Below are 2,401 nucleotides of genomic sequence, written 5' to 3'. Positions count from 1 at the left end.
GATTGTGTTGTTCGACCGCAATCAACTGTCTGTAGACATGACTAAAGAAGGCGGTAATGCTTGGAGAACAAACACGACTGAGTTCCGAGCTATTGAGCGTGAAAACGTTAAGTCTTGGGATTCTGAAGCTGTTATCTTTGGTCAAATTGATATTGCAGCACCTATTGCTTAATTAAATATTTAAAAAGGGAGAGATTGAAAATGAAAGCAAAAGTAATTCGAGCGTTTCGCGATAAAAATAACAACAAGAAATATATTGAAAAAAATACCATTTTCGAAGCGGCAGCAGAACGTATTCAGGTATTAAAAGAAAAGGGGTTTGTAGAAGTGGAAGAAAAAATAGAACACCCATCTGTGCTTGATGGAAGCATTGATGAAGTGAAAAAGAGCACCGATGGTCTAACGGTAGAAGAAGTGAAGGCATTGTTAGAAGCTGAAAAAGTTGGCGATAATCGAAAAGGTTTAGTCAGTTATTTCGAATCTTTAATTGAAGAAGTAGAAAGTAATCCAACAGAAGAGGGCGAGTAATATCGCTCTCTTTTTTCGAGAGGGTGATAATGGTGACTTTAACACCGGATGAACTAGCTAAATTAAAAAAATATATTCGAATTGATTATGATGACGATGATCCTTTACTTGAAACGTTTTATAAGCAGGCGGGCATCCATATCCGTAATCAGGTAGGCGCTATTGATGAAACCAACGAAAATATGCTTGAACAGTATAATCAGGCGAGAGCGTTACTTGTTCAACATTGGAATGATAATCGACAATCTTTTCGTTCCGATAAAGATTATGAAGTGCCTCACTCTCTAAATAGTATCGTATTACATTTGAAGTATTGTTATCCAGTTGGTGATCAAGTATGAGAATTAATCCAGGTGATTTAAAACAAAAGCTTATTTTTCAACAACCTGCAGGTGGAACAAACGAGAATGGTTTTCCAATTACGCACCCCATTCCATATAAAACGGTTTGGGGTGCGTTAAAGACATTGCGAGGTAATCGTTTTTATACTGCGGCACAAAACCAAATGGAAAACAATCGTGAATTCCTCATTCGTTATCAAAAGGCTTTGGATGAAACAGAACGGCCTGAGAATTTAACGGTTATGTGGAATCAAAAAGAGCATGAGATAGTCTCAATTGAAAATGATGATGGATTAAATGTTTCTATGACGGTTGTCGTGAAGGTTGTGACGTAATTGAATCTAGAATTTGAAGGTTTAGATGAGCTTCTACGAGAGGTTGAACTGATTCAGTTAGCACCGGAACACGTGAAAGACAAAGCGCTTATTCGTGCAGCCGATTTACTCAAAGAGCGTATGAAAGACGAAGTTTATAATCATGGGTTAAATCCATATTCCGGTGACGCACAAAGGCTATAGATCGGACAGAGCCTAAAAATGGTGAGATATTTGTTGGGACAAAAGGTGGTAAGAAGCAGGAAGGATACTATTTATATATGCATGAGTTTGGCTATTATAATGTCGTGGCCAAGCGCTTTATTGCTCCTAAACCCTTTGCTAGTATCGCCTTTGAATTAAGTAAAGGAAAGATATTAGACATTTATGTTGAGGAACTAAGAAAGGAGATGAAGATTATTTGAATGTCAAAAAGATGATAATTGATGCTCTTCGTCCGATTAATGTTCCTGTCACAACTTTAACAGGAAACAACAACAATAGTGAATACATTATTATAAATGAATACAATCAATCATCTAGTTTAAATGCGGATGATAAAGAAATGTCTACGAGGTATTTTTATCAAGTTGACGTTTTTACTTCAGGCGATTTTACAACGATTGTGGCCGAAGTAGAAAGCAGATTAAAAGAAGCAGGCTTTAAGCGGATGTTTTCCAGCGAATCATATGACAACGAAGCTCAAAAGTACAGAAAAATATTACGCTTTAGTTACGCAACCGAAATAGAATAGGTTGCTATTTTAATTTTAGGAGGAATAAATATGGCGATTAAAGGATTAGATATGTTACATTACGCAATTATCACGGAAGAAAATAGTACAACAACGACGTACGGAACAATTAAACCATTTGGACCAGCTATGGCACTAAACTTACAGCCAACGATCAATAGAGGTAACCTACGAGCTGATGATAAAGTTCTTTTCTCAGACTCTTCTAAAGGACCTATCTCGGTATCAGTCAACACAGCTTACTTAGAAAAAACAGTTGAAGCTGATGTTTTAGGTAAGACAGTAGACGATAATGGCGGTATCACTGACACCGCGAGCGATAACGCTCCATACATCGCAATTGGTGGTCGAGCAAAATCAGCGCGTGGCGGATATGAATACTTTTGGGTTTATCGCGTGAAATTGGCACCTGCAGAAGAAAATAAACAAACAGAACAAGATACACCTTCATACCAAACACCAAA

Annotated in this window: 7 protein-coding genes and 1 pseudogene; all 8 read left to right on the top strand. The window is 37.3% G+C overall.

Annotated elements, in window-relative coordinates:
- A pseudogene (locus JCM19043_RS19100) lies at window positions 1-172 on the top strand (phage major capsid protein); the annotation flags it as partial.
- Between the two features lie 29 nt (window positions 173-201).
- Window positions 202-528: a hypothetical protein gene (locus JCM19043_RS15530; protein WP_062323946.1), complete on the top strand. Its 327-nt coding sequence runs from the start codon at window positions 202-204 to the stop codon at window positions 526-528.
- Window positions 529-557: 29 nt separating this feature from the next.
- Window positions 558-869, top strand: a complete 312-nt coding sequence (locus JCM19043_RS15525) for a head-tail connector protein (RefSeq protein WP_062323944.1) — start codon at window positions 558-560, stop codon at window positions 867-869.
- On the top strand, window positions 866-1,204 hold the full coding sequence (locus JCM19043_RS15520; RefSeq protein ID WP_231631586.1) for a phage head closure protein: 339 nt from the start codon (window positions 866-868) through the stop codon (window positions 1,202-1,204). Before JCM19043_RS15525 ends, JCM19043_RS15520 begins: the two co-directional genes overlap by 4 nt.
- Entirely contained in the window at window positions 1,205-1,387 is a 183-nt protein-coding gene (locus JCM19043_RS15515; RefSeq protein ID WP_062323942.1) for a hypothetical protein, read from the top strand.
- A gap of 77 nt (window positions 1,388-1,464) precedes the next feature.
- Window positions 1,465-1,608, top strand: a complete 144-nt coding sequence (locus tag JCM19043_RS16660; protein ID WP_156321449.1) for a hypothetical protein — start codon at window positions 1,465-1,467, stop codon at window positions 1,606-1,608.
- The gene (locus JCM19043_RS15510) at window positions 1,605-1,937 is read left to right on the top strand and encodes a hypothetical protein (RefSeq protein WP_062323940.1); all 333 of its coding nucleotides are present in this window, start codon (window positions 1,605-1,607) and stop codon (window positions 1,935-1,937) included. The genes JCM19043_RS16660 and JCM19043_RS15510 overlap by 4 nt, the downstream gene beginning before the upstream one ends.
- A 30-nt stretch (window positions 1,938-1,967) precedes the next feature.
- Window positions 1,968-2,401: major tail protein (locus tag JCM19043_RS15505; protein ID WP_062323938.1), on the top strand; the 434-nt coding region annotated here is incomplete at its 3' end.

The organism is Halolactibacillus sp. JCM 19043, from assembly GCF_001310395.1.
In the GTDB taxonomy this organism is placed as follows: domain Bacteria; phylum Bacillota; class Bacilli; order Bacillales; family Amphibacillaceae; genus Halolactibacillus; species Halolactibacillus miurensis.
Note: the sequence above shows the minus strand (reverse complement) of the source record. Positions and strands in the feature narration are given on the sequence as shown.

Coding starts and splice junctions, on each gene's coding strand:
- JCM19043_RS15530 (WP_062323946.1), top strand. CDS start 202: ATGAAAGCAAAAGTAATTCGAGCGTTTCGCGATAAAAATAACAACAAG.
- JCM19043_RS15525 (WP_062323944.1), top strand. CDS start 558: ATGGTGACTTTAACACCGGATGAACTAGCTAAATTAAAAAAATATATT.
- JCM19043_RS15520 (WP_231631586.1), top strand. CDS start 866: ATGAGAATTAATCCAGGTGATTTAAAACAAAAGCTTATTTTTCAACAA.
- JCM19043_RS16660 (WP_156321449.1), top strand. CDS start 1,465: ATGCATGAGTTTGGCTATTATAATGTCGTGGCCAAGCGCTTTATTGCT.